At 73.5% G+C, this 5,473-nt stretch carries 8 protein-coding genes; 2 read left to right on the forward strand and 6 right to left on the reverse strand.

Annotation, left to right across the window (positions count from 1 at the left end; genetic code table 11):
* Window positions 1–399 (reverse strand): PAS domain-containing protein (locus tag ACFSHS_RS06610; protein ID WP_376873340.1); only part of this gene is annotated, 399 nt, incomplete at its 3' end.
* Between the two features lie 230 nt (window positions 400–629).
* On the opposite strand from ACFSHS_RS06610, the gene ACFSHS_RS06615 reads away from it, so the two are divergent.
* Window positions 630–2,312, forward strand: a complete 1,683-nt coding sequence (locus tag ACFSHS_RS06615) for a SpoIIE family protein phosphatase (RefSeq protein WP_376873342.1) — start codon at window positions 630–632, stop codon at window positions 2,310–2,312.
* Window positions 2,313–2,371: 59 nt separating this feature from the next.
* Window positions 2,372–2,830 (forward strand): ATP-binding protein, encoded by a 459-nt coding sequence (locus ACFSHS_RS06620; RefSeq protein WP_376873344.1) that lies wholly within the window; start codon window positions 2,372–2,374, stop codon window positions 2,828–2,830.
* Window positions 2,831–3,001: 171 nt separating this feature from the next.
* Here ACFSHS_RS06620 and ACFSHS_RS06625 read toward each other — a convergent pair whose 3' ends face one another.
* From ACFSHS_RS06625 to ACFSHS_RS06645, 5 genes are all read right to left on the reverse strand, one after another.
* Window positions 3,002–3,490 carry a hypothetical protein gene (locus tag ACFSHS_RS06625; protein WP_376873346.1) on the reverse strand — a complete coding sequence of 163 codons (489 nt, stop codon included), beginning with the start codon at window positions 3,488–3,490 and terminating at the stop codon, window positions 3,002–3,004.
* Window positions 3,487–3,849 carry a response regulator gene (locus tag ACFSHS_RS06630; protein WP_376873348.1) on the reverse strand — a complete coding sequence of 121 codons (363 nt, stop codon included), beginning with the start codon at window positions 3,847–3,849 and terminating at the stop codon, window positions 3,487–3,489. Before ACFSHS_RS06630 ends, ACFSHS_RS06625 begins: the two co-directional genes overlap by 4 nt.
* Entirely contained in the window at window positions 3,846–4,382 is a 537-nt protein-coding gene (locus ACFSHS_RS06635; RefSeq protein ID WP_376873350.1) for a chemotaxis protein CheX, read from the reverse strand. The genes ACFSHS_RS06630 and ACFSHS_RS06635 overlap by 4 nt, the downstream gene beginning before the upstream one ends.
* 69 nt (window positions 4,383–4,451) lie before the next feature.
* Window positions 4,452–4,835: a response regulator gene (locus tag ACFSHS_RS06640; protein ID WP_376873352.1), complete on the reverse strand. Its 384-nt coding sequence runs from the start codon at window positions 4,833–4,835 to the stop codon at window positions 4,452–4,454.
* A gap of 2 nt (window positions 4,836–4,837) precedes the next feature.
* Window positions 4,838–5,473 (reverse strand): CheR family methyltransferase (locus tag ACFSHS_RS06645; RefSeq protein WP_376873354.1); only part of this gene is annotated, 636 nt, incomplete at its 5' end.

The following is a 5,473-nucleotide window of genomic DNA, read 5'->3' on the forward strand; positions in this document are numbered from 1 at the left end:
CGCTTCCCGGGCGGCCACGGCCGCCGCCCGCTCCTCCTCCGCCCGGTGTCTCGCGGTGACGTCGTCGAAGGTGATCACGAGGCCGGCGGAGGTGAGGAAGGCGTCGGCCCGGAACCACGAGCTCAGGGGCCCGTACCAGGCCTCCGTGCTGGCCGGGATGCCCGTCTCGCGGACCTCCCTGTACAGCCGCTCGAACGGGCCCGCCACCGCCTCGGGAAAGGTGTCCCACACGTCCCGGCCGATGAGCTCGTCCGCCCGGTGGCCGAGGGCCCCGGCGCCCGCCTCGTTGATGTAGCGGATCCGCCACTCCTCGTCCAGGACGGCGAGCGGGCGCGCCATGCCCTCGACGGCCTGCAACAGCAGGTCGCCGGGTGGCGGCGTCGCCTCGTTCCCCGTCATGACGGCCACTCTGCCGCATGCGGGCCACCGCGCCGACCCACCGGGCCGGTGGCGCACCGGCACTCACCCGAACGCGGGGGATCGGCCGGGGACGGTGCCGCTCCGCACCTCCTTGGCAGCGGCCGGTGAGATCGACACAATCGCCCCCGTCCTCCACCGTCCGGTCGGGTGTGGACGTCGCTCCAGCAACGGGGCGAGAGCGGACCGACCGCCGGGCGTGGGGGACCACGGTGAACGAGCTCGAGGTCGCGGTGACGGTGGGCACGGGGAAGCACCCCGGCGCCGACCTGGTGCGGTTTCTCGAGACCATGCCCGCCGCCTTCTGCTTCCTCGACGCCGACTGGCGGTTCCGGTACGTGAACGCCGAGGCCGAACGGCTGATGGACCGGCCGCGGACGGAGCTGGTCGGGGAGTCGCTGTGGGAAGCCTTCCCCAGCATGGTGGGCAGCGTCTTCGAGAAGAGCTACCGCACCGCGGCGGCCACCGGCCGGCCCATGACTTTCGAGGCCGCCTATCCGGGCACCCTCCGAGGCTGGTTCGAGGTCCGCGTGTGGCCCGGCTCGGACGGGCTGGCCGTCTACGTCCTCGACGTCAGCGACCGGCGCGACGCCGAGGAGGCCGCCCGTCGGGCCACGGCCCGTACGGCGCTGCTCGCGCGGGTCAGCGCCGAGCTGTCGGGCCAGCTCGACACGCTGTCCGCCCTGGGCCGGCTCGCCCAGCTCGTCGTCCCGGTGCTCACCGACGGATGCATCGTCACGCTGGTCGACCGGGAAGGGCGCGCCCGGGACGTCGGCTCGTGGCACGGCGACCCCGCCCGGCGGCCGCTCATGGACCGGTACGCCCAGATCCGGCTGGACACGCTCCCCTCCGCCTCGCCGGTGGCCCAGGCGCTGCTCGCGGGGACGTCCGTCACCGACTCCGTCGACGCGGTCCTCCAGCTCATGGCCGACGGGCCGGCCCGTGACCTGCTGGTGCAGCTCGCCCCGGCCACGGCGGTGGTGCTCCCGCTGACGGCCGAGGCGCGCACCGTCGGTGTCATCACGCTGTACCAGGACGCCGGCCGGGTGATGACCGCGGAAGACCTGGAGACCGCCCGGCAGGTCGCCGCCGAGGCCGGCCGCGCCATCGCCCGGGTCCACCGGCAGAACCAGCAGGCGCAGCTGGCCGAGGCGCTGCAGCGCAGCCTGCTCACGGACCCACCGGCCCTGGGCGGCGCCGCCGTGGTCGTCCGGTACGTCCCGGCGGTCGAGGCGGCCCGGGTGGGTGGGGACTGGTACGACGCCTTCCTGCAGCGCGACGGGTCGCTGGTGGTGGTGATCGGCGACGTCGTCGGGCACGACACCGCCGCCGCGGCGGCGATGGGCCAGCTGCGGGGGCTGCTCCGGGGGATCGCCCACTACAGCGGCGCCGGCCCGGCCGAGGTGCTGCGGGGACTCGACGAGGCGATCGCCCAGATGCACGACGAGACGCTGGCGACCGCGGCGATCGCCCGCTTCGAGTGCGACGGGCACGGCGGACGCCTGCTGCGCTGGGCCAACGCCGGCCATCCCCCACCGATCCTGCTGGCCGCGGACGGCACGGTGACGGTGCTCGGCTCCCCGGTCGGCGACCTGATGCTCGGTGTGAACCCGGCCGCCGCCCGCTCGGAGTCGGTGGTGCCCGTGCCGCCCGGCGCGACGGTCCTGCTCCACACCGACGGGCTCGTGGAGCGCCGCGACGGCACCCTCGACGAGGGAACGGCCGCGCTCACCCGGCACCTCCGGGAGCTGACCGGAAGCCCGCTGGACGAGCTCTGCGACGGCCTGCTCCGCCGGATGCTGCGCGGCATACCGCAGGACGACGTGGCACTGGTGGCCGTCCGGCTCTCCGGGACCCACCCCGACGAGGCAGGAAGCCCGCGGACCCAGGGTTGACCGCCCAGGTCGGTGGGCACCCCGGGACCAGCGGGTTCGTCGACCGGGGGAGAGGGGCTATGGGGCGACTGGCGTGGCCACTGCGCCCGCTGCCGGACGGGCGGGGCGAGGTGTGGCGCTGGGAGCTGGCCGACCTGTCGGAGCTACCCGCGGCGAGGGCAGGCCTGCGCAGCCGACTGGGCACGGTGGGCTTTCCGGTGCCGGACGAGGACACCGCGGGCGAGCGGCTGGTGCTGGCCTTCGACGAACTGGCTTCCAACGCGCTGCGGCACGGTGAGTCGCCCGTGGTGGCGACGGTGGTCGCCGGCAGCGGGGGATGGCTCCTGGACGTCAGCGACCGGGCACCCGAGTCGATGCCGTCGCCCGCCGTCGACCGCGACCCGGCCCAGGGAGGGCTGGGCCTGCACCTGGTCGCCCGGCTGTCGGTGGCGCATGGCTGGTACGTCGACGAGGGGTGCAAGCACGTCTGGGCCTGCCTGCCCACCACGGTCGAGAACCGCACGCCCGCACTCACCTGAGCCGCGCCCCTTCCATCGCGGTCCCCCGGACCGCGCGCCGCCCGAACGCCACGACCCCCGTACCCGGTGGGGGACGGGGGTCGGAGGCGGGGCACCGGGGGAGATGCACCGTCGCGGGCAGCGGGGCCCGGAGGCGCCGCGCGGCCGTGGCTCAGCGGCGATCGGCCACTGTCACGGCAGGACGAGGGACAGCCCGCCCTTGCCGTAGCCGGGCACCTCGAGCGCCAGGTCGATCCGGTTGAAGTTGGCCAGCATGCCCTCGATGTCGCCGGGGAGGTCCTCGCCGGGGGCGTAGAGCTTGTGCAGCTTCGAGTGCGGGGCGCCAGGGATGTTGAACAGTGCGGAGAGCACGTTCACCACCTCGTGCAGCGCCTCCACCATGAGGCCGCTGAGCTCGCCGTCCTCCTCGACCGCGTCCTGCGCGCCACCGGGGGGCAGGAGCGCCAGCGCGGCACCGGTGTAGGCGGACGCGCCGAGGTCCATGACGCAGAGCGCGTTGATCGCCATGTGCGGGTCGACGTAGACGGCCACGGACACGGGCTCGTCGGGGGTCGGCGTGACCGGGGCGCCCGGGTTGACGGCGACCGGCTTGCCGACCAGACCGGTCAGCATGTCGCGGACGTCCTTGGCTGCGGGCAGCTGCACGGTGCCGGTCGTCATGCGATCACCCCGTCCAGGTGCTCCTTGAAGGTGTCCTCGGTGAACGGCTTGGCGATCAGGAAGAGGGCGCCCGCGTTGGCCGCCTTCTCCCGCATCTCCGGGGAGCCCTCCGAGGTGACGAAGCCGAACGGCACCGCCGAGCCCGACGAGCGCAGCGCCTGCAGGCACTCGATCCCGGTCATGTTCGGCATGTTCCAGTCGGACAGGACCAGGTCCGGGCTCTCCGACGACACCTTGGCCAGCGCGTCGGCGCCGTCCTCGGCCTCGACGATCTCGTGGTCGTCGTAACCGGCCTGCCGCAGGGTGCGGATGACGATCTGCCGCATGACGCGGCTGTCGTCGGCGACCAGGATCTTCACAGTGGCACCTCGTTCTCGTGCGGGTGGGACGCGGGCTGCGGGACTCCGGCGGAGCCCTGCACGGTGATGGTCAGTGACTGGCCGCGCCACAGGAGGTCGACGCGGCAGACGTCGTCCGGAGCCCCGGCCGAGGGGGCGGTGCCCACCTCGGGGAGTCCGAGGACGGACGGGCCGGGGAGGATCGCCTTGACGTTGCCTCCCACGACGTTGGCCAGCTCGCCCATGCCGTCCTCGATGTCCTCGGGGTCGAGCACCGGCGGGGCGTGCTCGGCCAGCAGGCACCGGGAGAGCTCCTCGGCGGTGGAGCGGCCGCAGGTGAGGACGACGGCACCGGTCCACGGGCCGACCACCTCGACCCACGAGCTGACCGCGTCGTCGGGCAGCCCGCCGGGCAGGGGGACGAGGAACTCGTCGCACCCGATCAGGGCCGACCACGCCTCCTGGGCGATGTTCTGGACCGTCTCCTCGTCGATCAGTTCGGTGATCAGCGAGGGGGCATCGCTCGCGCGGCGACGCTCGCCGGTGTCACTCACTTGGTCTCCTCGTCGGCGCTCGTCGTCCGCGTTCGCGGTCGCTCGGTTTGCGTGAGCTCGCGAGCTCGCTCACCGGGCCACCTCCTCCGGGAGCAGGCCGAGCAGCGCGAGCTTGTCGCGGATGGCGTCGGCGGTGAACGGCTTGATGACGTACTCGTGGGCGCCGGCGGCCAGGGCGCGCACGATCTGGCCGTGCTCGCTCTCGGAGGTGACCATCATGATCGTCACCTGACGCCAGGCCGGGTTGGCGCGGACCGCGGAGACGAATTGCAGCCCGTCCATGACCGGCATGTTCCAGTCGACGCAGACCAGCTCGGGAACCCAGCCCCCGTCCAGGACGTCGAGGCCCTCCCGGCCGTGGCCGGCCTGCCGCACCTCGTACCCGAGATCCTCGAGGATCCCGGCGACGATGCGGCGCATGACCTTCGAGTCGTCGATCACCAGAGCGCGCACGTTCACTTCCCCTTCAGCGGGCGGTAGGCGGAGCTGCGGCCGACGACGACCCGCTCCCAGGAGTCGTCCACCCCGAGCGTCGTCTCTGCCGCACCGAGGAACAGCCATCCGTCCGGGCGCATCAGGTCGCGCACGCGGCGGAGGATCGCCTGCTTCGTGGGCAGGTCGAAGTAGATGAGGACGTTGCGCAGGTAGACCACGTCGAACGGGCCCATCCGCGGCAGCGGCGCGGCGAGGTTGCACTGGCTCGCGGTCACCATGCGCCGCAGGGGCGCGTTGACCTCCCACTCGCTGCCGGCGCGGGTGAAGTGGCGGACCAGCATCGGCGCGGGCAGCCCGCGGTTGACCTCGAGCTGGCTGAACCGCCCGGCCCGCGTGCGCTCGACCATCTCGCGGGAGAGGTCGGTCGCCGTGATGGACACGCGCGTGGCGGCGCTGGGCAGCGCGTCCTCGAGCAGCATCGCGATCGTGTACGGCTCCTGCCCGCTGGAGCAGGCCGCCGACCAGATCTGCAGCCGCTCGTTCGGGCCGCGAGACGCCAGCAGAGCCGGGAGGACCGTCGAGGTGAGCGCGGTGAACGGGTCACCGTCGCGGAACCATGAGGTCTCGTTGGTGGTGAGCGCCTCGACGATCCGCCG

The organism is Blastococcus deserti, assembly GCF_042682525.1.
Taxonomy (GTDB): Bacteria; Actinomycetota; Actinomycetes; order Mycobacteriales; family Geodermatophilaceae; genus Blastococcus_B; species Blastococcus_B deserti.